The sequence below is a fragment of the Geodermatophilus sp. DSM 44513 genome (assembly GCF_032460525.1).
Taxonomy (GTDB): domain Bacteria; phylum Actinomycetota; class Actinomycetes; order Mycobacteriales; family Geodermatophilaceae; genus Geodermatophilus.
In genome coordinates this window covers 1,723,944-1,749,117 of record NZ_CP135963.1, presented here as the reverse complement: position 1 = coordinate 1,749,117, position 25,174 = coordinate 1,723,944, and the positions used below count along the sequence as shown (strand labels likewise).

The 25,174-nt window shown below is 75.7% G+C and carries 25 protein-coding genes; 11 read left to right on the top strand and 14 right to left on the bottom strand.

The features are described from left to right. The first annotated feature begins 74 nt into the window (after positions 1-74). A complete protein-coding gene (locus RTG05_RS08520; RefSeq protein ID WP_166528283.1) occupies positions 75-2,183 on the top strand; it encodes a methyl-accepting chemotaxis protein in 2,109 nt (702 codons plus the stop codon). A gap of 17 nt (positions 2,184-2,200) precedes the next feature. On the opposite strand, the gene RTG05_RS08515 is transcribed toward RTG05_RS08520, so the two are convergent. Both RTG05_RS08515 and RTG05_RS08510 read right to left on the bottom strand, forming a co-directional pair. Further along, positions 2,201-2,689, bottom strand: coding sequence for a polyadenylate-specific 3'-exoribonuclease AS (locus tag RTG05_RS08515; protein WP_166528282.1), 489 nt, complete (start codon positions 2,687-2,689; stop codon positions 2,201-2,203). A 126-nt stretch (positions 2,690-2,815) separates the two neighbouring features. Next, positions 2,816-3,580 (bottom strand): lysophospholipid acyltransferase family protein, encoded by a 765-nt coding sequence (locus RTG05_RS08510; RefSeq protein ID WP_315912439.1) that lies wholly within the window; start codon positions 3,578-3,580, stop codon positions 2,816-2,818. A 166-nt stretch (positions 3,581-3,746) separates the two neighbouring features. On the opposite strand from RTG05_RS08510, the gene RTG05_RS08505 reads away from it, so the two are divergent. Next, positions 3,747-4,421, top strand: a complete 675-nt coding sequence (locus RTG05_RS08505; RefSeq protein ID WP_315912438.1) for a hypothetical protein — start codon at positions 3,747-3,749, stop codon at positions 4,419-4,421. A 72-nt stretch (positions 4,422-4,493) separates the two neighbouring features. On the opposite strand, the gene RTG05_RS08500 is transcribed toward RTG05_RS08505, so the two are convergent. From RTG05_RS08500 to RTG05_RS08485, 4 genes are read right to left on the bottom strand one after another with little or no spacing between them, the layout of a single operon-like run. Then, positions 4,494-5,498: an ROK family glucokinase gene (locus RTG05_RS08500; protein WP_315912437.1), complete on the bottom strand. Its 1,005-nt coding sequence runs from the start codon at positions 5,496-5,498 to the stop codon at positions 4,494-4,496. Continuing rightward, positions 5,499-5,804, bottom strand: a complete 306-nt coding sequence (locus tag RTG05_RS08495) for a hypothetical protein (protein ID WP_166528281.1) — start codon at positions 5,802-5,804, stop codon at positions 5,499-5,501. It abuts the gene before it with no gap. Next, entirely contained in the window at positions 5,801-6,955 is a 1,155-nt protein-coding gene (locus tag RTG05_RS08490; RefSeq protein ID WP_166528280.1) for an ArsA family ATPase, read from the bottom strand. The genes RTG05_RS08495 and RTG05_RS08490 overlap by 4 nt, the downstream gene beginning before the upstream one ends. Positions 6,956-6,962: 7 nt before the next feature. Beyond that, positions 6,963-7,397: an SRPBCC family protein gene (locus tag RTG05_RS08485; protein WP_166528279.1), complete on the bottom strand. Its 435-nt coding sequence runs from the start codon at positions 7,395-7,397 to the stop codon at positions 6,963-6,965. Between the two features lie 158 nt (positions 7,398-7,555). On the opposite strand from RTG05_RS08485, the gene RTG05_RS08480 reads away from it, so the two are divergent. Then, entirely contained in the window at positions 7,556-9,367 is a 1,812-nt protein-coding gene (locus tag RTG05_RS08480; protein ID WP_166528278.1) for an AMP-dependent synthetase/ligase, read from the top strand. Positions 9,368-9,376: 9 nt separating this feature from the next. Here RTG05_RS08480 and RTG05_RS08475 read toward each other — a convergent pair whose 3' ends face one another. The 4 genes from RTG05_RS08475 to RTG05_RS08460 form a co-directional block, all read right to left on the bottom strand. Continuing rightward, complete coding sequence (locus tag RTG05_RS08475; protein ID WP_166528277.1) at positions 9,377-10,498, bottom strand: glycosyltransferase family 4 protein; 1,122 nt, start codon at positions 10,496-10,498, stop codon at positions 9,377-9,379. Beyond that, complete coding sequence (locus tag RTG05_RS08470; protein WP_166528276.1) at positions 10,495-11,763, bottom strand: M48 family metallopeptidase; 1,269 nt, start codon at positions 11,761-11,763, stop codon at positions 10,495-10,497. The genes RTG05_RS08475 and RTG05_RS08470 overlap by 4 nt, the downstream gene beginning before the upstream one ends. A gap of 48 nt (positions 11,764-11,811) precedes the next feature. Next, the gene (locus tag RTG05_RS08465; protein WP_166528275.1) at positions 11,812-12,156 is read right to left on the bottom strand and encodes a hypothetical protein; all 345 of its coding nucleotides are present in this window, start codon (positions 12,154-12,156) and stop codon (positions 11,812-11,814) included. 96 nt (positions 12,157-12,252) lie between these two features. Next, positions 12,253-13,950 carry a D-alanyl-D-alanine carboxypeptidase family protein gene (locus RTG05_RS08460; protein ID WP_166528274.1) on the bottom strand — a complete coding sequence of 566 codons (1,698 nt, stop codon included), beginning with the start codon at positions 13,948-13,950 and terminating at the stop codon, positions 12,253-12,255. Positions 13,951-14,115: 165 nt separating this feature from the next. On the opposite strand from RTG05_RS08460, the gene RTG05_RS08455 reads away from it, so the two are divergent. Beyond that, a complete protein-coding gene (locus RTG05_RS08455; RefSeq protein WP_315912436.1) occupies positions 14,116-15,996 on the top strand; it encodes a DEDD exonuclease domain-containing protein in 1,881 nt (626 codons plus the stop codon). Further along, positions 15,993-16,271: an Lrp/AsnC family transcriptional regulator gene (locus RTG05_RS08450; protein ID WP_166528273.1), complete on the top strand. Its 279-nt coding sequence runs from the start codon at positions 15,993-15,995 to the stop codon at positions 16,269-16,271. Before RTG05_RS08455 ends, RTG05_RS08450 begins: the two co-directional genes overlap by 4 nt. A 10-nt stretch (positions 16,272-16,281) precedes the next feature. Here the strand turns inward: RTG05_RS08450 and trpD are convergent, their stop codons facing one another. Together trpD and RTG05_RS08440 are read right to left on the bottom strand one after the other, a co-directional pair. Then, positions 16,282-17,325, bottom strand: a complete 1,044-nt coding sequence (trpD, locus tag RTG05_RS08445; RefSeq protein WP_166528272.1) for an anthranilate phosphoribosyltransferase — start codon at positions 17,323-17,325, stop codon at positions 16,282-16,284. Beyond that, entirely contained in the window at positions 17,322-17,738 is a 417-nt protein-coding gene (locus RTG05_RS08440; RefSeq protein ID WP_166528271.1) for a hypothetical protein, read from the bottom strand. The genes trpD and RTG05_RS08440 overlap by 4 nt, the downstream gene beginning before the upstream one ends. A gap of 123 nt (positions 17,739-17,861) precedes the next feature. Here RTG05_RS08440 and RTG05_RS08435 point away from each other — a divergent pair, with 123 nt between their 5' ends. Genes RTG05_RS08435 through RTG05_RS08420 form a run of 4 tightly spaced genes read left to right on the top strand, consistent with a single transcriptional unit; the run spans position 17,862 to position 22,150 of the window. Further along, positions 17,862-18,485 (top strand): aa3-type cytochrome oxidase subunit III, encoded by a 624-nt coding sequence (locus tag RTG05_RS08435; RefSeq protein WP_315912570.1) that lies wholly within the window; start codon positions 17,862-17,864, stop codon positions 18,483-18,485. Positions 18,486-18,492: 7 nt separating this feature from the next. Beyond that, positions 18,493-19,380, top strand: a complete 888-nt coding sequence (locus tag RTG05_RS08430; protein WP_208104864.1) for a cytochrome bc1 complex diheme cytochrome c subunit — start codon at positions 18,493-18,495, stop codon at positions 19,378-19,380. Then, on the top strand, positions 19,377-20,489 hold the full coding sequence (locus RTG05_RS08425; protein WP_208104863.1) for a cytochrome bc1 complex Rieske iron-sulfur subunit: 1,113 nt from the start codon (positions 19,377-19,379) through the stop codon (positions 20,487-20,489). Before RTG05_RS08430 ends, RTG05_RS08425 begins: the two co-directional genes overlap by 4 nt. Then, the gene (locus RTG05_RS08420) at positions 20,489-22,150 is read left to right on the top strand and encodes a cytochrome bc1 complex cytochrome b subunit (protein WP_208104862.1); all 1,662 of its coding nucleotides are present in this window, start codon (positions 20,489-20,491) and stop codon (positions 22,148-22,150) included. Before RTG05_RS08425 ends, RTG05_RS08420 begins: the two co-directional genes overlap by 1 nt. Positions 22,151-22,820: 670 nt before the next feature. Here RTG05_RS08420 and RTG05_RS08415 read toward each other — a convergent pair. Both RTG05_RS08415 and coxB read right to left on the bottom strand, forming a co-directional pair. After that, on the bottom strand, positions 22,821-23,222 hold the full coding sequence (locus RTG05_RS08415; protein ID WP_166528269.1) for a cytochrome c oxidase subunit 4: 402 nt from the start codon (positions 23,220-23,222) through the stop codon (positions 22,821-22,823). Between the two features lie 45 nt (positions 23,223-23,267). Next, positions 23,268-24,110, bottom strand: a complete 843-nt coding sequence (gene coxB / locus RTG05_RS08410) for an aa3-type cytochrome oxidase subunit II (protein ID WP_315912435.1) — start codon at positions 24,108-24,110, stop codon at positions 23,268-23,270. A gap of 315 nt (positions 24,111-24,425) precedes the next feature. Between coxB and RTG05_RS08405 the strand changes: the two genes are divergently transcribed. Continuing rightward, on the top strand, positions 24,426-24,788 hold the full coding sequence (locus RTG05_RS08405; protein WP_166528267.1) for a metalloprotease: 363 nt from the start codon (positions 24,426-24,428) through the stop codon (positions 24,786-24,788). Further along, on the top strand, positions 24,781-25,149 hold the full coding sequence (locus RTG05_RS08400) for a DUF3817 domain-containing protein (RefSeq protein ID WP_166528266.1): 369 nt from the start codon (positions 24,781-24,783) through the stop codon (positions 25,147-25,149). The genes RTG05_RS08405 and RTG05_RS08400 overlap by 8 nt, the downstream gene beginning before the upstream one ends. The last annotated feature ends 25 nt before the right edge of the window (positions 25,150-25,174 follow it).

Here is a 25,174-nt window from a genome sequence, read left to right as displayed (position 1 = left end):
CCGGGTCCCGAAGTGCCGATGTGCGACCCGACGGCGCGACACCCGGCCGTCACGGCGAGGGGAGACCGACGGTCGTGCGCTGGGACATCAGGACCAAGGTGGTGGCGCTGGCGACGGCGTGCGTGGCGGCCACCGGGGTGAGCGTCGGCGTGGTCAGCGCCTGGCAGAGCAGCGGCTTCGCCGACGCGGCGCGCGCCGACGTCGAGGAGCTGGTCACCGAGGGCATGCGCCAGACCGCGTCCGGCGTGTACGACGTGGTGGCCACCCAGGGTGCGTCGACGGCGGCCAAGGTCGACTCCGACCTCGCCGTCGCCCAGCACGTGCTCGCCCAGGCCGGCGGCTTCCGGCTCGACGGCGGCGCGGTGTCGTGGCAGGCGAAGAACCAGCTCAGCGGCGAGGTGGCGCCGGTCGCGCTGCCGCGCGCCGCGGTCGGCGGGACCTGGCTCGGGCAGAACACCGACCCCGCCCAGCCGACGCCGGTCGTCGACCAGGTGCGCGCCCTGGTGGGCGGCACCGCGACGGTCTTCCAGCGCACCGGCCCGGCGGGCGACATGCTGCGGGTGGCCACCAACGTGGTGGGGACGACGGGCACGCGGGCGATCGGCACCTACATCCCGGCGACCAACCCCGACGGGCGGGCCAACCCGGTGCTGGCCGCGGTCCTGGCCGGGGAGACCTACCGCGGCAACGCCTTCGTCGTCGACTCCTGGTACGTGTCGGCCTACGCGCCGCTGTTCGACGGCGCCGGTCAGGTCATCGGCATGGTCTACGTGGGCCAGAAGCAGCAGAACCTGCCGGCGCTGCGCGACAGCCTTGAGCAGACGCGGGTCGGCGAGCAGGGCCGGGTCGAGGTCTTCGGGGGCACCGGCGACCTGCGCGGCACGGTCCTGGTCAGCCGGGACGGCGCCCGGGACGGGGAGTCGCTGATCGAGCAGACCGACGCCGAGGGCACCCGCTGGGTCGAGCAGGTCGTCGACACCGCCGTCGGGCTGGGCCCCGGGGAGCAGGCCACGGTCCGCTTCGTCGACGCCGACACCGGCGGGCACACCGTGCGGGTCTCCTACTACCAGCCGTGGAACTGGGTGATCGCCACCATCGCCCGCGACAGCGACTTCACCGGCCCGGTGGAGGACCTGGACACCGGGCGCTCGGAGATGCTCACCGGCGTCGTGGTGGCCGTGCTGCTCGTGGCCGCCGCCGGCGGCGGTCTGGCCTGGCTGGTCGGCCGCCGGCTCACCGCCCCGCTGGAGCGGCTGCGGGCCCGGATGGCCGAGATCGCCGACGGCGAGGGCGACCTGACCCAGCGGATGGACGAGGCCGGCCGCGACGAGGTCGGCGACCTGGCGCGGGCGTTCAACCGCTTCGTCGACAAGGTCTGCCGGACCGTCCGCGACGTCGGCGAGTGCGCGCGCACGCTGGCCTGCGCGGCCGGGACGGTGGCCACGGTGGCCGACGGCCTGGGCGACCGGGCCGCCCGCAGCCGCGACCAGGCGCGCGCCGCGCAGGTGTCCGCCGGCGACATCAGCGCGGGCGTCACCTCGGCGGCGGCCGGTGCCGAGCAGATGGGCGCCTCGATCGCGGAGATCGCGCGCAGCGCCAGCGAGGCCGCGCGGGTGGGCCGCAGCGCCGCCGACCTCGCCCGCCAGACCGAGGCCACGGTGGCCACCCTGGGCGCCAGCTCCGCCGAGATCGGCGCCGTCGTGAAGGTGATCGCCGCGGTGGCCGAGCAGACCAACCTGCTGGCGCTCAACGCGACCATCGAGGCCGCGCGGGCCGGGGAGGCGGGCAAGGGCTTCGCCGTCGTCGCCAACGAGGTCAAGGAGCTGGCCCAGGAGGCCTCGCGGGCCAGCGAGGACATCGCCCAGCGGGTGCAGGGCATCCAGGGCGACACGGCCGCGGCGGTGGTCTCCATCGGCCGGATCGCCGAGGTGGTGCGGGACGTGAACGACCACCAGACGACGATCGCCAGCGCGGTCGAGGAGCAGACGGCGGTCACCACCGAGCTCACCCGCAGCGTGGGGGCCGCGGCCGACGGGGCCACCGCGTTCACCGGCACCCTCACCGCGGTCAGCGAGGACGCCGAGCGCAGCGCCGAGGACGTGGACAGCGCCCGGACGGCGGCCCGCGAGCTGGACCGGCTGTCCGCCGAGCTGACCCGCCTGCTGGGGGCGTTCACCGTCTGACGGCGGACCCCCGTCGGTCACCCGTGGGCGGCGGCGTCCATGGCCTGCCAGCGGGCCAGGTTGTAGCGGGCGTCGACCAGCGCGTCGTGGGTGCCGCTGGGCCGGGGCGGCAGCGGCGGGCGGCCGACGTCGTCCCAGCGCTGGCGCAGCTCGCGGGTGAACCGCGGGATCGGCCGGGGCAGCGCGGGCATCGCCCCCCACAGCTGGCACAGCGCGACGTGGTCGTAGGCGGCGAACCAGGCCCACAGCTCGACCTCCTCACCCGGCCCGGTGAGGAAGGCGAGCAGGTCCTCGCGGATGCGCTGGCGGCTGCGCCACGCCCGGTCGGCCGGGGAGGGCAGCTGGTCGAGCACGTTGCGCCGCACCCAGGGGATGGCGCGGCTGCCGTCGAACTCGGTGCTGACGGCGTAGAACTCCCGGCCGGTCTCGTCCACGACGCCGATGGACACGAGGTCGATGGTGGTGCCGTCCTCGATGAACTCGGTGTCGTAGAAGAAGCGCCGCACGGCGACCACGGTAAGTGGCCCCCTCGCAGGGGCCCGCCGCGAGCGCCGGCGGCCCCGTCCGGAGGCTCGCCCCGAGCTCGCGAGGGGTGCGGGGGACGGGGTCCTTCCCGGGGGCGAGGGGGTCCTTCAGCCGGCCAGGGTCTCCGGGGCGCGGTCGGCGGCCTCGTCGGCCGGTGGCTGCAGCCGACTGACCACCTCCGAGGCGCTGGCCCCGGTGGCGTCCATGGAGGTCTTGACCCGGGCGCCGTACACGTCGACGTACTCCTGGTCGGACAGGGTCATGATCTCGTACATGATCTCGTCGGTGACCGAGCGCTCGACGAAGCGGTCGCCGGCCAGCCCCTCGTACCGGGAGAAGTCCAGTGGCTCGCCGATGCGGATGCGCACCGCCGGCAGGTTCCAGCCGACCACCGGCAGCCGGCGCGGCCGGTAGGTCATCGCCACCGGCACGACCGGCACGCCGGTCTCCAGCGTCATGCGGGCCACGCCGGTCTTGCCGCGGTAGAGCCGCCCGTCCGGGGACCGGGTGCCCTCGGGGTAGATGCCCAGGAGCCGGCCGGTGCGCAGCAGGCGCAGCCCGGTGCGGATCGCGTCCTCGGCGGCCGACGCGCTGGACCGGTCGATGGGCACCTGCCCCGCCCGGGTGAAGAAGGCACGCTGCAGCACGCCCTTGACCCCGGTCCCGGTGAAGTACTCGGCCTTGGCGAGGAAGGTGACCCGGCGGCGCAGCGCCAGCGGCATGAAGATCCAGTCCGCCGCGGACAGGTGGTTGCTCGCGAGGATCGCCGCGCCGGTGCGCGGCACGTGGTGCACGCCCTCCACGTGCGGCCGGAACACCAGCCGCACGAGGGGGCCGATCGCCACGAACTTGAGGAACCAGTAGAACAACACGCCTCCTCCGGGGGCTGCCAGACTAGGGAGCCCGGAGCCCGGAGGACAATGCGACCCACGGGGGCCCCGTCGCAGCCGGCTCCCACGGGCCCCGAGGAGGACACGTGTCCCTGCCCGACCCGACGACCGGCGGCGCGCCGTCCGTCCCGCACCGCCGGGGACGCGCGTGAGCGGCCGGGGCCGCCGGGACAACGGCCTGTCCGCCACCCTCTGGACGCCGCTGCGCGACGTCGACCCGCGGGTCGGCGAGCACCTGCTCGACGTCCTCCGCGAGGCCGGGGTGGCCGCCTACCTGGAGCCCTCGGCCGACGTGGAGCCCTACACCCGCAGCGTCTCGCTGCCCAGCCCGCCGTCGGACCGGCTGTTCGTCGACCGCGCCCGTGCCCGGGAGGCGCGGGCACTGGTCGACGAGCACGCCGACGACCACGCGCAGGAGCGGGCCCGCACCCGGCGGCCGGTGCACCGCGACGTCGACGAGGACGCCGAGTGGTCGCGCATCGTCGCGGCGTTCGAGGCCGAGCACGGGCGCACCACCGTCGAGGGGGAACCCGCCGTCCTCCCGCCGCCGGCGCCGGCCGAGCCGTCGGTGCTCGACCGGCCGGAGGAGCACTACGAGCCGCCGCCGGCCCCGCCGGTGCCCGCCCCGGCGCCGGCGTCCCTGTACGCGGTGCTGCTGATCGCCGCGGGCGCGGTCCTGGTGGCCGCGCCGCAGGTCCTGGGCCTGGCGGCCGACCTCGGCCTGGTGCTCGGCGTGGCCGGGGTGGCCGGCGGCGTCGGCGTGCTCCTGTCGCGGATGCGCGAGCGCACCACCGACGACGGCGACGACGGCGCGGTGGTCTGACGCGGGTCTCCGACGATCACGGACGTCGGGAGCCGACACCCCGAGGACAACCGGCGCGTCGCTCCCCGGACCTCATGATCGACCGGGAGCTCTCTCCTCGGCGACGGCGCGGCGGACCAGGTCGGCGGCACCGACCAGCCCGGCCTGGGCACCCAGCCGGGCGGCCACCACCCGCGGGCCGGGGCGGAAGCCGCGGCCGGGCAGGGCCCGCTCCAGCCGGTCGCGGGCCGGGCCGAGCAGCATCTCCCCCAGCACGCTGACCCCGCCGCCGATGACCACGACCTCCGGGTCCAGGACGGCGGCCAGGTCGGCGATCCCCTGCCCCAGCCAGGAACCGACCTCGGCCAGCAGCTCCAGGGCCAGCGGGTCGCCGTCGGAGGCGGCGGTGGCCACGTGCTCGCCGGTAAGCCGGTCGGGGTCGCCGTCCACCCGCTCCAGCAGCAGCGCGGCGGCGGCCGGTGAGCTGCGGGCCACCTCGCGCGCGGTCTGGCCGAGCGCGGTTCCGCTGGCGTACTGCTCCCAGCAGCCGCGGTTGCCGCACGCGCACAGCCGCCCGTCCGGCACGACCCGCATGTGGCCCCACTCCCCCGCGACCCCGTGCGAGCCGCGCTGCAGCCGGCCGTCCACGACGATCCCGCCGCCGATGCCGGTGCCCAGGGTGACCATCAGCGCGAGGTCGGCCCCCCGGGCGGCGCCGTAGCGGTACTCCGCCCAGGCGGCGGCGTCGGCGTCGTTGCCCACCCACATGGGGCGCTGCAGCCGGCCCTCGAGGTCCTTGCGCAGGGTGGAGTGCCGCCAGGCCAGGTGCGGGCTGAACAGCACCGTGTCACCCGTGCGGTCGAACCAGCCGGCGGCGCCCACCCCGACGCCGGCCAGCGGCCCGTCGTGACCGCGGGCCAGCAGGTCGACGACCGCGGCGATGGCGTCCTCGGTCTCGGTCACCGAGGAGCCGGGGGTCGCCCGGCGCGCGGTGGCCAGCACCGTCCCGTCCGGGGCGACGACGCCGCCGGCCACCTTCGTGCCGCCGATGTCGATGCCCAGCGCGGGCAGGTCGGCGGCGGGGTGGGCGCGCGCCACTCAGGCGATCTCGATGTGCTGGACGGGCGGCCTCGGCTCCTCCGCCGGGTGCTCCTCGGGGGCGGGCGGGGGCTCGGCGACGCTGCGCAGCGCGGCCGCCGCGGCGGTGAGGACGTCGGCCAGCGCGTCGGTCACCTCGGGTCGCTCACCGCGCACCACGGCCGCGACCTGGCACACCGGGCACCAGCGGCAGTCCGCGCCGTGGGCGGCACCGGTCTCCCCCTCCCGCAGGGCCTGCCCCACGGTCTGGCCCAGGCCGGTCACCAGCCGGCGGGCCTGCTCCACCCAGTCCGGTCCGTCGGTCACGAGCTGCTCCCCTCGGCGGCCAGCAGGTCGGCCGGCCACTGCTGCGGATCGGGTGTGAAGGTGACCTCCAGCCGCGCCCGCGGGGTGCCGGCGTCGGCGAGGGTGCCGCCGGTGACCACGCAGCGGCGCAGCAGGGAGTCCAGGCGCAGCGACCGGCGGGCGCCGGCCACGGTGACGACCAGGTCGTCCTGCCAGCGGGTCAGGTCCAGGCCCTCCCGCTCGGCGAAGGGCAGCGGCAGCACCAGCCGGCGCCGCCCCTCGCGGCGGTTCACCGAGGGCAGCAGGGCGACCGGCGCCGCGCCGTCCCCCGGCGGCAGGAGGCCGGCCAGCGCCTCGATGCCGGCCGGCTCCGCCGCGGTCTCCCGGACCCGGTGCAGGGGCGCCAGCTCGGCCAGGCCGGCCAGCGCGCGCTCCTGCTCGGCGGCGCGGCCCGCCCACCACTCCCCCGGCCCGCCGCCGGGCAGCACCCGGGCGAGGACGGCGGCCGGCTGCTGGCCGTGCAGCGCCAGGGCGGTCACCGCGCGCCGCAGCGCCGGGACGGCGGAGGCGCGCGCCTGGGCCACCAGCCGGACCTCGACGGCGGCTGGGTCGTCGAGCACGAGCCGGCCCAACGCGGCGTCCACCGCGGGCAGGGCGTCCAGGACGGTGTCGAGCGGGCCGCGCACCACCGTGCCGGAGCGCACCGCCGCGGTCCGGACCGCGGCCAGCACGCGCAGCCGGGTGGGCAGCGCCTGGTCCAGCCACCAGCGCAGGGCGGCGGGCAGGCCGACCAGCGCCACGCCGTCCTCCAGCGGGCCGGCGTCGACGACCACCGTGTCGGCCTCGTCGCCGGCCGCGGCGCGGGCCACCCGGGCGAGCAGCGCCAGCTGCCCGGCGCCGGGCACGGGCACCACCGAGCTCGGCGGGGGCGGCGTCAGACCCGGGACGGCGGCCAGCACGTCGTCGGCCGACGCCCACAGCGACTCGACCGCGCCCAGCGGCGTCACGGCGTCCACGACGAGCCCGGGCACGGCGTCCAGGCCGGCCGGTCCGCAGCCGGGACGCCGGAGCAGCAGGGTGCGGCCGCCGGCCGCGGCGGCGCGGAGGGCGGTGGCCGCGGCCAGGGTGGACGTGCCGGCCCCGCCGGGGCCGGTGAGCAGGAGCGTGCGCACCGGCCGCCTAGCTCTCCACGCGCTTCTTGAGCTCCTTGAGCGCCGTGTCGAGGATGACCTTCTCCGCCTTGCGCTTGACCATCCCGAGCATCGGGATGGTCAGGTCGATGGCGATCGCGTAGGTGACCTCGGTGCTGCCCGGCGCGGTCTCGGCGAGGGTGTAGGAGCCCTCCTGCCGCTTTTGCATCTGACCCCGCACCAGCTGCCAGGACACCCGCCGGTCGCCGTCCCACGTGTAGTCCAGGACGTAGTCGTCCTTCACCGCGCCGGCGTCCAGCACGAAGTGCACCCGGCGGGCCCGGCCGTCCGGCCCGGTCTCCAGCACCTCGACCCGCCGGGCCGCGGCGACCCACTCCGGATAGGAGGGGAAGTCCGCGATGACCGCCATGACGTCGGCCGGCGGGGCCGCGACCGCGATCGACTGGGTGGACTGGTCGGCCATGCGCAGCAGGCTAGCCGCTGGCCCCCACCCGGGCGGGTGGCGACGGCGGCGCACCCTCCTCCGGGGTGGGGACAGCGGCTAGATTCGCCCCGAGACGGCCCCGGCACCGGGTGCCGGGCGACGGCGCCCGGCCCCGCGCGGGCAGGAGAGGACGAGGCGTGCGCGAGTTCAGCGTCCCCGCGACCACCGAGGTGGGCCCCGACGAGGCCCTGACCGACATGCTGGTGGAGAACGTCACCCGGCACGGCGAGGAGACCGGGCTGCGCCGCCGGGTGGACGGCCGCTGGGTCGACGTGACCTGGCGGGAGTTCGGCGAGCAGGTCCGCGGCGTGGCCAAGGGCCTCATCGCCTCCGGTGTCGCCGCCGGCGACCGCGTCGCCCTGCAGGCCAGGACCCGCTACGAGTGGACCGTCCTCGACTTCGCCATCTGGACCGCCGGTGGCGTCGTCGTCCCGGTCTACGAGACCTCCAGCGCCGACCAGGTGGCCTGGATCCTGTCGGACTCCGGCGCCACCGTCGCCGTCGTGGAGCGCGACGAGCACGCCGCGGCGGTGGCCTCCGTCCGCGACCAGGCACCGGACCTCGCCGCCGTCTTCGTCATCGACGACGACGCCCTCGGCACGCTCACCGTCGCCGGGCAGGGCGTGCCGGACGACGAGCTGGCCGCCCGCCGCGCGACGCTGACCGCCGACAGCGCGGCCACGCTGATCTACACCAGCGGGACGACCGGGCGGCCCAAGGGCTGCGAGCTCACCCACCGCAACTTCCTGTTCGAGGTCGGCAACGGCATGGCCCTGCTCGGCCGGTTCATGAACCCGGACGGCTCGCTGCTGCTGTTCATCCCGCTGGCCCACGTGCTGGCGCGGGTCATGCAGGTCGGCGCCGTCAAGACGCGCACCGTCATCGGCCACACGCCGGACGTGCGGAACCTGGTGCAGGACCTCGGGGAGTTCCGCCCGACGTTCGTGCTCGCCGTGCCGCGGGTGTTCGAGAAGGTCTTCAACGGCGCCAAGGCCAAGGCCGAGGCCGACGGCAAGGGCCGCGTCTTCGACCGGGCAGCCCAGGTGGCGATCGACTGGTCCCGCGCCCAGGACACCGGCGGTGCGGGCCTGGCGCTGCGCGTGCAGCACGCGCTGTTCGACCGGCTGGTCTACGGCAAGCTGCGCGCCGCCCTCGGCGGCCGCTGCCTGGGCGCGATCGCCGGCGGCGCCCCGCTCGGCGAGCGGCTCGGCCACTTCTTCCGCGGCATCGGCGTCACCGTCTACGAGGGCTACGGCCTGACCGAGACCACCGCCGCCGCGTCGGTGAACCACGACGGCGCGCTGCGCGTCGGCACCGTGGGCCGGCCGCTGCCCGGCGTCTCCTTCGCCACCGCCGACGACGGGGAGATCCTCATCCGCGGCGGCATCGTCATGCGCGGCTACTGGCGCAACCCCGACGCCACCGCGGAGGCCATCGACGCCGACGGCTGGTTCCACAGCGGCGACCTGGGCGAGATCGACGCCGACGGCTTCGTGCGGATCACCGGGCGCAAGAAGGAGATCCTGGTGACGGCGGGCGGCAAGAACGTCGCCCCCGCCGTCCTCGAGGACCGGCTGCGCGCCCACCGCCTGGTCAGCCAGTGCATCGTGGTCGGCGACCAGCGGCCCTTCATCGCCGCCCTGGTCACCCTCGACGAGGAGGCCCTGCCGCTGTGGCTGACGAGCAAGGGCAAGGACGCCGGCCTCACCGCCGCCCAGCTGGCCGACGACCCCGACGTCCGCGCGGAGCTGGACGCCGCGGTCGCGGAGGCCAACCGGGCGGTGTCGCAGGCCGAGGCGATCAAGCGCTACCGGGTGCTGGGCGCGGACTTCACCGAGGGCAACGGGATGCTGACGCCGAGCCTGAAGCTCAAGCGCTCCGTGGTGCTCAAGGAGTTCGACGCCGAGGTCGAGGCGCTCTACCAGCGGGACCCGGCGGCCTCGCACTGAGGGAGACCGTCACGGGGTGAGCAGCCCCGCGAAGGTCGCCGCGATCGAGGTCCAGGACCACCGCTGCTCGACCCAGGCCCGGCCGGCCGCGCCCATCCGGCGGGCGCGCTGCGGGTCGTCGAGCAGGCCGGTGAGGACGGCGGCCAGCGCCTGCGGCGAGCGCGGGTCGGCGACGACGTGCCCGGTCACGCCCTCCCGGACGGTCTCCGGTGCCCCGCCGGAGGTGCCGGCCACCACCGGGCGCCCGCAGGCGGCCGCCTCCAGGTAGACCATGCCCAGGCCCTCGACGTCCAGGCCGGCCCGCCGGGTGCGGCAGGGCATGGCGAACACGTCACCGGCCGCGTAGTAGGCCGGCAGCCGGTCCGGCGCCACCGGGCCGGTGAGGACGACCGAGCCCGTCAGCCCCCGCTCGGCGACCGCCCGGCGCAGCCGCTCCTCCAGCGGGCCGCCGCCCACCAGCAGCAGCCGGGCGCCGGGGTGGCCGGCGAGCACCCGCGGCCACGCCGCCACCAGCACGTCCTGGCCCTTGCGCGGCACCAGCCGGGACACGCAGACGACGACCGGCGCCTCCCCCAGCCCGTACCGCGCGCGCACGCCGGTGCCGTCGGCGGCCGGGGTGAACCGGTCGACGTCGACCCCCGGGGACAGCTGCGCCATCCGGGTCAGCGCGCCCAGCGCCGGGGCCAGCCGCCCGCGCGTGTAGTCGCTGATGTAGGTCAGCACGTCCAGCCCGGAGGCGATCCGGCGCAGCACCTGCCGGGCCCCCGGCAGCGCCACCCAGCCGGTCTCGTGGCCGTGCGTGGCCCCGACCAGGCGGCGCACCCCGGCGTCGCGGAGCACCGGCGCGAGCAGCCCCAGGGGCGCGGCGGCGCCGAAGAAGGCGGTGTCGCAGCCGTGCCGGCGGGCCAGCCGGGCCGCCGCCCGCGCCACGCCGGGGGTGGGCAGCAGCACGCCGGTCGGGTGCCGCACCACCTCGTAGGGCAGCTCCGCGTCGTGGGCCTGCCAGCCCGGGGAGCGCGAGGCGAGCACGACCAGGGACTCCGGCGGGCGGCGGGCGAGCAGGGCGGCGACGAAGGTCTGGATGCCGCCCTGGCGCGGGGGGAAGTCGTTGGTGACGACCAGCGTCCTCACCCGGCGTCCTGCAGCCGCTGCCAGTCCTCCGCGAAGGCGATCCGCTGCGCCGCGGTCGGGTGCGACCCGAAGAACCAGTGCCAGGCGGTGGGCGGGTCCGGGTCGCTCAGGTTGCTGGTCGAGAGCTGCCGCTGCATCTCGACGAACGCGCGGGCGTCGCCGGTCAGCTCCAGGGCGCGCAGGTCCGCGCGCGCCTCCACCTGCCGCGACACCAGGTTCTGCACCGGGGTGCCGAGCAGCCCGCCCACCGACAGCAGGAGCAGCACCAGCGGGACGACCGCCGGGTCACCCGGCGAGGTCGCGCCGGCGCGGCGCAGCAGCGGTGTCCAGGACAGCAGCCACCCGGACAGCGCCACGGCCGCGGCCGCGCCCAGCGCCCCGATCAGCGTGCCGGTGAGCACGTCGCGGTGCACGACGTGGCCGAGCTCGTGCGCCACGATCGAGGCCACGCCGTCCTCGGGCAGCCGGTCGAGGGTGGTGTCGTAGACGACGACGCGGCGGGTGGAGCCGAAGCCGGAGACGTAGGCGTTCAGCGCGGTGGTCCGGCGGGAGGCGTCGGAGACCAGCACGTCCTGCACCGGGGTGCCGTTCTCCGCCGCGAGGTCCAGCAGCCGGGTGCGCAGCTCACCGGCGGGCAGCGGCTGGAAGCGGTTGAAGGCCGGCTCCACGACCACCGGGTAGAGGAAGGAGCCGACGACGACCAGGCCGGCCGCCACGCCGGCCGCCCACGCCCACCAGGTGCGCGGCGCCCGGCGGACCAGCCACAGGAAGCCCAGCAGCGCCAGTGCGGTGACCGCGGCGCCGATGGCGGTGGACACGGCGACGTCGCGCAGCCACAGCCCCCAGCCGCGGGTGGACAGCCCGTAGCGGTGGCGGACCACCTCGGCGTACGCCGAGACCGGCAGCGTGGCGAGCCGGCCGGCGACGACCACGGCGGCCGTGCCGAGCAGCACCTGGGCGGTCGGCCCGCCGCCCGCGGGCCGGGCCACGGCGCGCACCAGCCGGGCCCCGAGCGGGGTCAGGCCGAGGACGGCGGAGACGGCCAGGCCGAGCACCAGCGAGGTGAGGGAGGCCGGGCGCAGGGCGGCGGCGAAGGCCTCCGCCCGCGCGAGCGCCTCCGGCGGGAGGACCGTCGACGGGTCGGCCGGGGTGCGCCCGCCGGCCGGCTCGGCCAGCAGCGTCCAGGGCGGGACCACCGCGAGGACCACCACGAGCACGCCGCCGAGCACGACCGCGGCCAGCAGCGCGGCCCGGCGAGGACTCACCCGACCGATCCTAGGAGGACCCGCCCGCCCTCACCGCCCCCCGTGGGGTCAGCCGGTGCGCCGCCGGGCGCTGCCGCCGGCCCGCCGTCCGGGCGCCGGGCGTCGCGCCGGGACCGCGCGCGGCGGGGCCTGGTGGCGCAGCGGGGGCACCAGCCCGGCGTCGGCCAGCACCCGGACGGCGCGGCGCTCCACCTCGTCGAACTCCACGACCGTCCCGGGGCGCGGCACGACGACCACGTCCTCGGCGGTCAGCCCGTCGTCCCGCCGGCCGGCCAGCGGCACCACCACCGGGTCGGACCCCTGCCAGCCCGGCGGCGCCCCCAGCAGCACGGTGAGGACACAACCCCCACAGCCGGTGCCGCGGGCGGTGCAGGTGTCGCAGTCGATGAACACGGTGGTCACTCCTCTGCTGGCCGGGCCCCGTCGCGGGCCCCGTGGCCCCCGCTCGATCCGGACCCGACGCTAGGAGCGGGCACCGACACTTCCGGCTCACCCGCCGGCGTACTCCCAGTGCCAGGGCTCCTCGCGCCCACCGCCCTGGTCGGCCCAACCCGGGTGGACGAAGCCGAAGCGGCCGGCCTCGGCCACCATCCAGGCGTACTCCGGCGTCCCGAACCGCTCGATCCCGCCGCACAGGTCGACCGCCAGCCCCCAGCCGTGCTCGCTGGTGCCCGGCACGGCGGCCAGCTCCGGCTTCTCCCCGTACAGGCGCACCTGGGCGGCGTAGGTCCGGTAGGAGTCGGTGGTGCACAGCGGGCGCCCGAAGGCCACGGCGAAGGCGGCGGCCAGTTCCCGGTAGGCAGCCGCGGCGTCGCAGCGCAGCAGGTGCCCGGCGACCCCGAGCGAGCACATCGAGCCCGGCGGGATCAGGCCGTTGGGGAACCCGCCCCACGCGTTCCCCCCGGACGTCGACGGCGGGTGGCGGACGGCGCCGCACTCGACCGGCAGGACCCCGGCGGACGGTCCCGGTGCCGCGACGGCCGCGCGCTGCCCCAGGCTGGGCCGCCCCACCGCCAGCACCCGCTCGGCCGCGGGACGGCCGACGACCACGGCCCCGGCGCGGGCGTCGGCAGCCAGCACGGTGCTCCCGTCGACGGCGATGCCCACGTTGCCCAGCCCGGCCGCCCGCCCGCCGAGGAAGACCAGGTCACCCGGCAGCACGTCGGCGCGGTCGACCGGGGTGGTGACCGCGTAGAGCTCCGCCTGACCGCGCGGGAGGTCGACGCCGGCCGCGGCGTAGACGGCCTGCACCAGGCCGCCGCAGGACCACGCGGCCGGCCCCGTCGCCCCGGCCGCGTAGGGCTCGTCCAGGGCGGCGACGGCGGCGCTGACCGCGGTGACGGTCTCGGCGGGCAGGACGACGAGCGGCGAGCCGGGCAGCTGGGCCGCCCCGGCCTGCACGCCTCCGTCGGCCGCGGGCAGCGGCACCAGCCCCTCCGGCGCACCGGCCGCCGGGTCGCGCAGCGCCGCGGCGGGCGGCGGGTCGACGCCGGCCGCGGCCAGCCGGCCGAGCCGGTCCTGCCAGGCGGCGGCCGCCGCCCGGCCGGCAGCGCGCTGCTCCTCCCGCTGACGGCCGAGCTCGCGGTCGGCCGCCGCGACGGCGGCCTCCAGGTCGCGGGTCGCCGCGGCCGCGGCCGCCTCCAGCTCCGCGATCTGCCCGGTCAGCTCGGTGGCGCGGGCCCGCGCGGTCGCCTGCACCTCCTCGGCCTCCGACCGCCGGGCCGCCGCCTCCTGGCGCCGGCGCTCGGCGGCGCCCACCACGGCGGCGGCGTGCCGCTCCGCGGCGTCGAGCAGGCCGGCCGCGGCGACGACGTCGGCCGGCCCACCACCGCCCAGCAGCACGCTGAGGGCGGTGACCTCCCCCGCGTCCCGGTACACGGCCGACGCGTGCCGGGCCACCTCGGCGCGGGCCCGGGCCAGCTCGGCGTCGGCCGCGGCGATGTCGGCCTGCGCCTGCTCGGCGGCGCTGCGGGCGGCGTCGAGGGCCGCGCGCGCCTCGAGCACCCGCGCCTGGCGCCGCTGCAGGTCGGCCTGGACCGCGGCGGCGCGCCGCTGCAGCTCGTCGAGCTCGGGGCTGTCCAGCAGGCTGGCCGAGCCGGCCGGGAGGTCGCCGGGCGCCGCCAGCGCGGGAGCCGGCGCGAACACCAGGGCGGCCACCACCGCCGCGGCCAGGGTCCCCCGGCGCATCGACCACCCCCGCGACGTGTCCTGGACCGGGCTCGGACCACCCCGATGGTGACCGGCGCGGTGCCCGGGGGCCAGCCCTGCGCCCGGGTCCCTCCCCTCCCGGGTGAGACACCCACCCGGCGCGCCGTCCCGGGACTGTCGGCCGCCCGACCTACCGTCCGCCCCGTGCGCCCCTCCTCTCCCCGGCCGGTGCCGCTCTCCCCCGCCCGCCTGGCCGGGACGGCCGCGCGCGCCGCCGCCGTCGGGCTGCCCCGCTACCAGCAGGCCACCATCGACGAGCTCGGCACGCCGCTGGCGGGCGTGACCTTCGTCGTCGTCGACCTGGAGACCACCGGCGGGTCGCCGAAGGACTGCGCGATCACCGAGATCGGTGCGGTCAAGGTGCGCGGCGGGGAGGTCCTCGGTGAGTTCCAGACCCTGGTCGACCCGGGCTGCGAGATCCCGCCCTACATCAGCGTGCTCACCGGCATCACCTCGACGATGGTGGCCGCCGCCCCCCGCATCGACGCCGTCCTCCCGCAGTTCCTGGAGTTCGCCCACGGCGCGGTGCTGGTCGCCCACAACGCGCCCTTCGACCTCGGCTTCCTCCGGGCCGCCTGCGCCCAGACCGGCGTCCCGTGGCCGGCCGCGGCCTCCGTCGACACCGCCGTCCTCGCCCGCCGGCTGCTCAGCCGCGACGAGGTGCCCAACTGCAAGCTGGCCACCCTGGCGCCGTTCTTCCGCACCAGCACCGAGCCCTGCCACCGCGCGCTGGCCGACGCCCGCGCCACCGTCGACGTGCTGCACGGGCTCTTCGAGCGGCTGGGCCCGCTCGGCGTCACCAGCCTGGAGGAACTGACCGGGCTGACCCGCCAGGTCGACGCGCACCGGCTGCGCAAGCGCCACCTGGCCGACGACGTGCCGCACGGCCCGGGCGTCTACCTGTTCCGCGGTCCCCGCGACGAGCCGCTCTACGTCGGGACGTCGGGCGACCTGCGCACCCGGGTGCGCAGCTACTTCACCGCCGGCGAGCAGCGCAGCCGGATGACCGAGATGGTGGCCCTGGCCCGGCGGGTCGACGCCATCCCGTGCGCGCACGACCTGGAGGCCGCCGTCCGCGAGCTGCGGCTCATCGCCGAGCACAAGCCCCGCTACAACCGCCGCTCCCGCTTCCCCGAGCGGGCGCTGTGGGTGCGGCTCACCGAGGAGCCGTTCCCGCGGCTGTCCGTCGTCCGCCGGGTGCGCCCCGGCGCGGGGGTCTTCCTCGGGCCCTTCCCGCACCGGCGCGCCGCCGACGCCGCGGTGGCCGCCGTCCACGAGGCGCTGCCGCTGCGCCAGTGCACCGGCCGGCTGTCGGTGCGCGTGCTCGGCACCGCCTGCGCGCTGGCCGGCATGGGCCGCTGCGGCGCGCCCTGCACCGGCGCGCAGTCCGTCGAGGAGTACGGCACCGTCACCGCGGTGCTGCGGACGGCGGTGGCCGCCGACCCCCACCGGTTGCTCGCGCCGCTGCTGGCGCGGGTGGACCGGCTGGCCACCGACGAACGCTACGAGGACGCCGCCGTGCTGCGCGACCGCGTCGCCGTGCTGGTCCGCGCGGTGCGCCGGCGCCAGCGCCTGGAGTCCCTCGCCGCGGTCCCCGAGCTGGTCCTCGCCCGCCCGGACGGCGACGGTGGCTGGCAGCTGTCCGTCGTCCGCCGGGGTCGGCTGGTGGCCGCCGGGTGCGCGGCCCGCGGCAGCTCCGTGCGGGCCACCCTGGACGGGCTGCTCGCCACGGCCGAGACCACGACCGGCCCCGACGGCGAGCTGGCCGCCACGGTCGAGGAGACCGAGCTGGTGCTGCGCTGGATGGAGAGGCCCGGCACGCGGCTGGTGCAGGTCGACGGGACGCTGGCCTGTCCGGTCCCGGGCACCGGCGGGTACACCGACTTCCTCGACCGCGTCGAGGCCGGCCGGGCCGGGCTCGACCCGTTCGCCGACGGCCGCTCCCTGGGCACCCGCGCCCGCCCCGAGCGGGTGTCCCGCGGACCGGCCGGCGCCCCGGCCGCCCGGTTACGATCCCCGGCGTGATCACCGCCATCGTCATGATCGACGCCGCCACGGACGCGATCCCCGAGGTGGCCGAGGCCGTCGCCGACCTCGACGGGGTCAGCGAGGTCTACTCGACCGCCGGCGAGGTCGACCTCATCGCGGTCGTCCGCGTCCGCGAGTTCGAGCAGGTGGCCGAGGTGATCGCCGGGCGGATCAACAAGGTGCCCGGCGTGCTGGAGACCGAGACGCACATCGCCTTCCGCGCCTACTCCCGGCACGACCTGGAGGCGGCCTTCTCCATCGGCCTCGACTGAGGCCCTTTCCTCAGTCGCGCAGCGAGCGGCTGACCGAGACCCAGCGGCCCAGCAGCGCCGCGGCTCGGCCGTCGTCGACCGCCTCCGCGGCGCGCGCCATCCCGGCCGCCAGGGCGTCGTGCAGCCGCCCGGCCCGCTCGTCGTGGGCGACCAGCGCGGCCGCGGCGTTGAGCAGCACCGCGTCACGGACCGGGCCCCGCTCGCCACCGACGACCCGGCGGAACACGTCGGCGTTGACCGCCGGGTCGCCGCCGCGCAGCGCGTCGACCGCCGACGGCGCCAGCCCCAGGGCCGCGGGGTCCACCCGGTCGGGGACCACCTCGCCGCCGCGCACCACCCACACCGACGACGTGGTGGCGGTGGTCAGCTCGTCGAGGCCGTCGTCGCCCCGGAACACCAGCGCGCGCGTCCCGCGCCCGGCCAGCACCTCCGCCAGCACCGGGGCCATGCGGGCGTCGGCACAGCCGATCGCCGCCGCCTTCGGCCGCGCGGGGTTGGCCAGCGGGCCGAGGAAGTTGAAGACGGTGCCGATCCCCATCTCCCGCCGTGGGACGGCGGTGTGCCGGTACCCGGGGTGGAACAGCGGCGCGAAGAAGAACCCGATCCCGGCCTCCTGCACGCAGCGCGCCACCGCGGGCGCCGGCAGGTCGATGACCACCCCCAGCGCCTCGAGCACGTCCGCGGCCCCGGAGGACGACGACGCGGCCCGGTTGCCGTGCTTGGCCACCGGGACCCCCGCCGCGGCGGTGACCACCGCCGCCATCGTCGAGATGTTGACGGTGTGGGCGCCGTCACCACCGGTGCCGACGATGTCGACGCAGTCCAGCGGCAGGTCCACGGGGACGGCGCGTTCGAGCATCGTCTCGGCCAGCCCGGTGACCTCGGCCGGCGACTCGCCCTTGGCGCGCAGCGCGACGGCGAAGGCGGCGATCTGCGCGGGGCTGGCCTCGCCGGCCATCACCTCGCGCATCGCCCAGGACGTGTCCGCGGCCGCGAGGTCCTCCCGCGCCAGCAGGCGGGTCAGCAGGGCCGGCCAGGTCGGTCCGCCGCTCACCGGGTGACCGGGCGCCGTCCCACCCGGTCGCGCAGCACCCCGGCGACGACGGCGGGGGCGGTGAGCGGGTCGACCGGGAACGGCAGGGTGGCCTCGGCCTGCGACCAGTGCGCCAGCCAGCGGTCGGGCTGGCGGGCGATGAGGACGCACAGCGCCGGGCGGTCGGCGACCTCCATGGTGAGCTGGCGGGCCAGCGCCAGACCGCCGGTGGGCTGGGCCTCCCCGTCGAGCACGCACAGGTCCACGCCACCGCCGTCCACGGTCTGCACGACCTCGTCGGCCGTGGCGCACTCGATCCAGGTCAGGGGGCCGACGTCCGCGGCGGGGCGGCGGCCCACCGCGAGGCGCACGGCGGCCCGCACGTCGGACCGGGAGCTGTAGACCAGGACGGTGGCCGGGGTGGCGTCGCTCACGGCGGCGAGCGTAGTGGCAGGGCGTCGGTCGACCGGTCAGGACGCCGACCGGGTATCGGGGAGGTCACGGCCGCGCCCCGACATCCCACCCGCGGGCGGTGCCTCCGCGAAACCGGTGCCATGATGGGCCCCGTGACAACGGCTCCCCTGGCGGGCGGCACCTTCGACACCTCCCGGGTGCACTCGCTGACCCGACCGAACCTGGTGAGCGTCGGCACGATCATCTGGCTCTCCAGCGAGCTGATGTTCTTCGCCGGCCTCTTCGCCATGTACTTCACGGCCCGCGCGCGGGCCACCGAGGGGTGGCCGCCGGAGCCGACCGAGCTGAACCTGCCCTACGCGGCGTTCTTCACGATCATCCTGGTGGCCTCCTCGGTCACCTGCCAGCTCGGGGTGTTCGCGGCCGAGAACGGCAACGTGTACGGCCTGCGGCGCTGGTTCACGATCACCTTCGTGATGGGCCTGGTCTTCGTCCTCGCCCAGGCCAACGAGTACCGGGTGCTGGTCGTCGAGCACGGCACCAGCATCTCCAGCTCCACCTACGGATCGGTCTTCTACCTGACGACCGGCTTCCACGCGCTGCACGTCATCGGGGGCCTCGTCGCCTTCGTGTACCTGCTCATCCGGTCCACCATGGGCCGGTTCACGCCCGCGCAGGCGACCTCGGCCATCGTGGTCTCCTACTACTGGCACTTCGTCGACGTCGTGTGGGTCGGGCTCTTCGCCACGATCTACCTGATCCGCTAGGGAAACGGTGTCCACTCCGAACCCGCAGTCCGTCGCCCCCGCTGAGGAGGGCGTTCCCCGCGGCCTGCGCCGCTGGTCCCGCCGTCCCACCGACGGCTCCCCCGCTGCCGCGGCCCGCGCCCGGCGGCGGTCGCGGCACCGCCGCCGCGTCGCCAACGTGGCCGGCCTGATGGCCGGCCTCGTCCTCACCGGCGCGCTGTACTCGGCGCTGTCCCCGGCGCACGCGACCGAGGAGGCCATCCAGAGCGAGTCCTCGGCCGAGGCCGCCGGCCGCGAGCTGTACGAGCGCAGCTGCATCACCTGCCACGGCGAGAACCTCGAGGGCGTGCCGACCCGCGGGCCCTCGCTCATCGGCGTGGGCGAGGCCGCCGTCTACTTCCAGGTGCACACCGGCCGCATGCCGCTGGTCCGCCAGGAGGCCCAGGCCCCGGACAAGCCGGCGGTCTTCAACGACGAGGAGATCGACCAGCTGATGGCCTACATCCAGGCCAACGGCGGCGGTCCCACCCTCCCGTCGGGGGACCTCCGCGACGGTGACCTGGCCGAGGGCGGGGAGCTGTTCCGGCTCAACTGCGCGCAGTGCCACAACTTCGTCGGCGAGGGCGGCGCGCTGTCCTCCGGGAAGCGGGCGCCCAGCCTCGAGGACGCCAACGACCTCGAGATCTACAGCGCGATGCTGAGCGGGCCGGAGAACATGCCGATCTTCGGGGACAACCAGCTCACCCCCGAGGAGAAGCGCTCGATCATCAACTACATCCAGACCGTCAAGGAGCAGGCCGACCCGGGCGGTGCCGGCATCGGGCGCATCGGCCCGGTCGCCGAGGGCGTCGTGATCTGGGTCGTCGGCGTGGCCGCGCTGCTGTTCGGCATCTTCTGGATGGGGAGCAAGGCGTGAGCGCCCCGCACACCGCGCCCGGGTCGACCGGCGGCTCGGACACCCCCGGCCCGCTGCACGGCGGGCCGGACGAGGACTACACCCCCGAGCGCCTCGCCACGATGACGCGCGAGGAGCTGGACCTCCTCGGTGCCCGCTACGACGGCGTGCAGGTGCTGCACGTCGACCCGGCCCCGGAGCCGGGCTCCCGGCTGGAGAAGGCGGCCGTCCGGCAGGTGTCGATGACGTTCGCCCTCGCCGGCCTGTCGGCGTTCGCGGCCTTCGTCGTCTACGTCGGCTCCGGGTGGTTCCTCCCCGACTGGCAGTGGGACATCACCGAGGGCGGGTGGAGCGCGCTGTTCACCCCGCTCATCGGTGGGCTCGGTGGGCTGTCGCTCACCCTGGTCGGGGTCGGCATGGTGCTGTTCACCAAGAAGCTCCTCCCGCACGAGACCGCGGTGCAGGACAAGCACGACGGGTCGCACTTCGACCGGGTCACCACCGGCGCGTCCCTCCTGGGCGGCCTGAACACCTACGGCCTGGCCCGCCGCAAGCTGATCACCCGCTCGCTGGTCTTCATGGGCGGCGGGGTCGGGCTGATGCTGCTCATGCCGCTGGGCGGCCTGATCCGCAACCCGAACGTCGGCAACCCGCTGGGCACCACCAGCTGGGCCGAGGGGACGCGCCTGCTGCGCGACGACGGCAGCCCGATCCGTCCCGGTGACCAGCAGCCCGGGTCGCTGGAGACGGTCTTCCCGGCCGTCCCCGGCGGCAACCTGGAGGCCGACGCGGCCACCATGCTCATCCGGCTGCGCCCGGAGCAGGTCTCGGTCGAGCAGCCCCGCCAGGGCCAGGACGACTTCGGCTACGGCGACTACGTGGCCTACTCCAAGATCTGCACCCACGCCGGGTGCCCGGTGTCGCTGTACGAGCAGGAGACCAGCCGGATCCTGTGCCCGTGCCACCAGTCGCAGTTCGACGTGACCCAGGGCGCCAAGCCCGTCTTCGGCCCGGCCACCCGCCCGCTGCCCCAGCTGCCGATCACCGTCGACGACGAGGGCTTCTTCGTTGCGCGTAGTGACTACATTGAAGCTGTTGGCCCCACCTACTGGAACCGGGAGCGCATCTGATGGCCCGTACCGCCACAGCGCCGGGTGTCCCGACCACGCCCCTGGGCAAGGCGGCGCTGGAGGTCGACGACCGTCTGATCGTCGCCGGCCCGCTCCGTCGCACCCTGAACAAGGTCTTCCCCGACCACTGGTCGTTCTTGCTCGGTGAGATCGCGCTCTACTCGTTCGTGATCCTGCTGCTCTCCGGCACCTACCTGACCTTCTACTACGACGCGGCGTTGACCGAGGTCGTCTACGAGGGCACGTACGCGCCGATGCGCGGCCTGGAGATGACCGCCGCCTACGAGTCCTCGCTCAAGCTCTCCTTCGACGTCCGCGGTGGTCTGTTCATCCGGCAGCTGCACCACTGGGCCGCGCTGCTGTTCGTGGCCGCGATCGTGGTCCACCTGCTGCGCATCTTCTTCACCGGCGCCTTCCGCCGGCCGCGGGAGACCAACTGGCTGATCGGTGTCGCCCTGCTGGTGCTGTCCTTCGCCATGGGCTTCACCGGCTACTCGCTGCCCGACGACCTGCTGTCCGGCACCGGGCTGCGCATCGTCAGCGCGATCATCCTGTCCATCCCGGTCGTCGGGACCTGGGTGCACTGGGCGGTGTTCGACGGTGACTACGTCGGCGAGGAGATCCTCGGCCGGATGTACATCGTGCACGTGCTGATCGTCCCGGCGATCATCCTCGGCCTGATCGCGGTGCACCTGCTGATGCTGGTCAAGCAGAAGCACACCCAGTTCCCCGGCCCGGGGCGGACCGAGCACAACGTGGTCGGCAACCGGCTCTTCCCGGCGTTCGCGGTCAAGGCCGGCGGGCTGTTCTTCATCGTGTTCGGCGTCTGCGCCGCGCTCGGTGGTCTGGTGCAGATCAACCCGGTGTGGCTGTGGGGTCCGTACAACCCGGCGCAGGTGTCCGCCGCGTCGCAGCCGGACTGGTACGTGATGTTCCTCGACGGGTCCACCCGCCTCTTCCCGGCCTGGGACATCAACCTGCCCGGGGACTACACGATCCCGGCGCTGTTCTGGCCCACGGTCGTGCTGCCGGGCATCATCTTCACGCTCCTGGCGCTGTACCCGGTCATCGAGCGGGTGCTGACCCGCGACGAGGCGTCGCACCACCTGCTGCAGCGTCCGCGCGACGTGCCGGTGCGCACCTCGCTGGGCATGATGTCGCTGACCTTCTACGTGGTGCTCATGTTCTCCGGTGGCAACGACGTCATCGCCGAGAAGTTCGACATCAGCCTCAACGCGATGACCTGGGCCGGGCGGATCGGGTTGGTCATCCTCCCGCCGATCGTCTACCTGATCACCTACCGGATCTGCCTGGGTCTGCAGAAGCACGACCGGGAGGTCCTCGAGCACGGCCTGGAGACCGGTGTCATCCGGCGGCTGCCGCACGGTGAGTTCATCGAGGTGCACCAGCCCCTCGGCCCGGTCGACGAGCACGGCCACGGCCAGCTGGCCTACGGCGGGGCTCCGGTGCCCAAGCGGATGAACCAGGTGGGTGGCGCCCGCCGCGCCATCCGCGGGTTCTTCTCGCCGATCGAGGAGCCGGTGCAGGTGGAGCTCGAGCAGCGGCGCGACGAGCGCGGCCTGTCCGCGGCGGAGTCCCGTGAGCTCACCACCTCCGGTCGCCCCTCGGACGGTGGCCGGCCGCAGGAGCCGCGCGACTAGTCACCCGCAGCAACGCGAAGGGCCCCGACGGACACCCCGTCGGGGCCCTTCCGCGTCGTGGGGGGACGGGCGGTGGTGGCCCTCCCCCTGCGGAGCCACCACGACCTCCCGTGCAGCGCTCCCGCGGGGCCCCTGCAGACGGGGTCGTGCCCCGGAGCTCCCTGCTGGGCGCCGGGGACGGCGGGGCCGGCGTCCACCCCTCCCGGTCCGGCGTGGGCCCGCGGACGACGACGAGGCTCCCAGGAGCCGCAGGAGCCCCCGCGGGACGACGACGGACCGTGCACCCAGCCGTGCCGACGGCGCCGGCGGCCGGCGCACTCCTCGGAGCCGGCGACCCCGTGGCGGGCAGGACGGGACACCGGCGGCGACGCCGCTGCCCTCGGTGGCGGACTCACCCCACCTGCGCGGGGCAGGAACGGCACGGCACGGGCTGCACGGCGCGTGCCGGGCGCGGCGCCGGGTCCTCGGGGTCCCGGGTGGGCGGGTGGCACCCCAGTGACGGCTGAGGGCGGACGGGCGCCTCAGCGGCGTCGGTGTGCGCCCGGCACCTGGAGAAGGGCGCACCGCCGGCTCTAAACCGCCTGCGGGCGGCACAGGGCGTGGACGGGCCCCGCACACGACGAGGGCCCCTCCCCGCCGTGGCGGGGAGGGGCCCTGGAGTCGGAGGTGCTCAGCCCTGGGCGTTCTGCCCGACGTAGTACTCGAACAGCAGGCCGCCGACGGTGATGAAGATGGCCGCCATGGCGATCACGATGAGCCAGACGTAGAAGAAGGCCAGCGCGAGGCCCATCAGGCCGGCCGACAGGGCGATGCCCAGCGGCCAGTAGCTGCCGGGGCTGAAGAAGCCGAGCTCACCGGCGCCGTCGGCGATGTCGGCGTCCTTGCGGTCCTCCGGGCGGGGGTCGATGCGCCGGGAGACGAACCAGAAGAACCCGCCGACGAGGAACACCAGGCCACCGGAGAGGGCCAGGGCGGTCGTGCCGATCGGCTCCCGGGACCAGATGCCGTAGACGGCGGCCACGACGATGCAGAAGACGCCGAGGGCGTTGAAGATGAGCGCTTCGACCTTCACGGCCGTCCCTCCTGCGGGGTGTGCGGTGCCCGGGTGCCGGTCACGTCAGCCGTCCGCCCGCTGCGCGTCGTCGATGAGGTCGAACGGCGTGGTGCTGGTCGCCGCCCCCGGCTGGCCGATGCTCTCCAGGGCGTCGAAGTTGCTCAGCCCGGACTCACGGGCGGCCAGGTAGGCGTCGTAGTCGGCCGGGGAGACCGCTCGCACCTCGAAGTTCATGTAGGCGTGGTAGGTGCCGCACAGCTCGGCGCAGCGGCCGACGAAGGCGCCCTCCTCGCGGACGGTCACCTCGAAGACGTTGTCCCGGCCGTTCTCGTTGCCCGGGATGACGTCGAGCTTGAAGAGGAACTCCGGCACCCAGAAGGAGTGGATGACGTCGGCGGAGGCGACCTCGAAGCGGATGTCCTGGTCGGTGGGCAGGACGAGGATCGGGACCTCGTCGCTGGTGCCGACCGTGTTGACCGGCTCGCCGTCGTCCCCGGTGGTCTCCGGGTACACGAACTGCCAGTTCCACTTGAAGGCGTTGACCGCGATCGTCACGTCGGGGTCGGTGCTGCGCTCCTGGACCCGGTTCTGCACGACCACCGTGAAGAAGAACAGCCCGGCGATGATGAGGAACGGGATGATCGTGTACACGATCTCCAGGGGCAGGTTGTACGCCGTCTGCTTGGGCAGCTCGTCGCTGCGCTTCTTGTGCCGGACGACCGACCAGCCGATGAGGCCCCACACGGCGAAGCCCACGATCAGGGCCGCGATGACCGACCAGATCCACAGGGTGCGCATCTCGTAGGCCTCGTCGGTCACCCCGTCGGGCCAGCCCCAGCGCCAGAACTCGTTGTTCGGGGTGCAGCCGGTGAGGGCCAGCGCCCCCAGGAGACCGAGCGCGGACACCCGCGCGAGCCTGCTGCCTCGAGCCACTGCTCGCTGCCTCCTCGTCCTCGTCCGGAGCACCGGACGGTCTCGCCGGGAGCCCTCGGGCCCGTACCCGGCGAACGGCGCCTGTGCCGACCACAGTCTGCGGCGAGGGTATCCGACCCCGCACGGCGGCCGGCGACCGGAGACACGACGGCGACGGGGTGGCTCCGGGGCGCCCGGAGGAGGACGGCGCCCCGACCGCCCGGGGGCGCCGGGGCCGGTACCCGGGACCACGGTGGCCTGGCTCACGGACAGCCCGGGACGGGTCCCCCGGCGGTTAGAGTCGAGGCCGTGCTGTCCCGGCTGCTGACCCCCCGCTGGGTGCTCGCGCACCTGGTCGTGGCCGCCCTGTTCGTGGCCACCTTCTACCTCGGCCACTGGCAGCTGACCAAGGCCGAGGCCGGCGGCGGAGCGGTCAACTGGAGCTACGCGCTGCAGTGGCCGCTGTACGGCTTCATGGGCCTGTGGTTCTACGTGCGCATGTGCCGCGAGGAGGTCCACCGGGACCCCGACGAGGACGAGCCGGGCAGCGCCGTGGTGCTCTACCAGAAGCCGCGCATCGACACCTCCGGCGACCCCGAGCTGGCCGCCTACAACGCCTACCTCGCCGAGCTCAACGAGAAGGCGCTGCGGCAGCGGGCCGACCGTGGCTGAACCGGCGGCGGCGTCGCGGCTGCCCCGCGCGCTGGCCCGACGGGTGGGACGCGACGTCCCCGCCGCGCTGACCCGCTACCGGGTTATGGCCTGGGTCGTCGGCGTGCTGCTCGTCGCCCTGGTGCTCGTCGCCGTCCCGGTCAAGTACCTGGGCGGCGTCGCCCAGCCGGCCGAGGTGCTCGGCACCCTGCACGGCTGGCTGTACTTCGTCTTCTTCCTGACCGCGTGCGACCTCGCCCTGCGCGCCTCCTGGACGTTGCGCGGCACGGTTCTCACCCTGGTGGCCGGAACCGTCCCGATCCTGTCCTTCGTCGCCGAGCGCCACGCGACCCGCACGACCCGCGCCGGCCAGCGCGTCTGACCCTGCCGCGGCACCGACCGCCGGC

Bases quoted from the DNA above. Each gene is read 5' to 3' on its own strand.
- RTG05_RS08435 (WP_315912570.1), top strand. From the start codon at position 17,862: ATGGGCCCCGTGACAACGGCTCCCCTGGCGGGCGGCACCTTCGACACC.
- RTG05_RS08485 (WP_166528279.1), bottom strand. From the start codon at position 7,397: ATGGCCGACCAGTCCACCCAGTCGATCGCGGTCGCGGCCCCGCCGGCC.
- RTG05_RS08420 (WP_208104862.1), top strand. From the start codon at position 20,489: ATGGCCCGTACCGCCACAGCGCCGGGTGTCCCGACCACGCCCCTGGGC.
- RTG05_RS08460 (WP_166528274.1), bottom strand. From the start codon at position 13,950: ATGCGCCGGGGGACCCTGGCCGCGGCGGTGGTGGCCGCCCTGGTGTTC.